This is a genomic window from Lysinibacillus sp. GbtcB16, from assembly GCF_019091145.1.
GTDB lineage: Bacteria > Bacillota > Bacilli > Bacillales_A > Planococcaceae > Lysinibacillus > Lysinibacillus fusiformis.
In genome coordinates, this window is sequence record NZ_JAGXJV010000096.1 from 1 (window position 1) to 616 (window position 616).

Consider the following 616-nt stretch of genomic DNA (forward strand, 5'->3'; position numbering starts at 1 on the left):
CTACCGGTTTGTTTTGACATTGTATGTGACTCCTTTATATTTCTAATCAAAGAAAATCCCTCCCAAAAAGGGAAGGATTAATAAGTAGGTGCTACTTTAGGTGTAAATTGTGCGTATCTTGAATTGCGTCTTTCTTGCGTTTTTTCTACCTCAGGAGTGAGAGCTTCACCGACAATTTTTTTATCTAATATGATGTATGTGTTACCTTGATTACTTTGATTATCATCTGGATATGTTGTTTTAACTTGTTGCTCTTGTTTCGGTGCGTTATATCTAGTTTGTTGAGGTGTAGGATTAACCTGTACTAGATCATTAACAAACCGCTTAGAATTCGCGAATTGATTTTGTAGTGTATCGCTAACAAGGTTACCCTCTAGAAAGTCACCCATAACGATATCTTCTTTTAGTGCTGCAAAACCATCCATTACAGACTCCGCAAGTGTACGGGCTTTTTTAACGGCATATTTAGTCATGCCTACAACACCGTTAGCAAGACCTTCTGTTACGAACTCACCCAAAGCATATGCCACACGACTTGGAGAGTGAATGTCGAAGAAATCGGCAATTCCATCTTTAATATTACTTGCTACACTTTTAACAGCAGATACAGCTTTCC

The 616-nt window shown here is 38.0% G+C and carries 1 pseudogene; it reads right to left on the minus strand.

Annotated features, from left to right (window positions below):
* Positions 1–77: 77 nt before the first annotated feature.
* Positions 78–616, minus strand: a pseudogene (locus KVT27_RS23500) (carbamoyl-phosphate synthase large subunit); the annotation flags it as partial.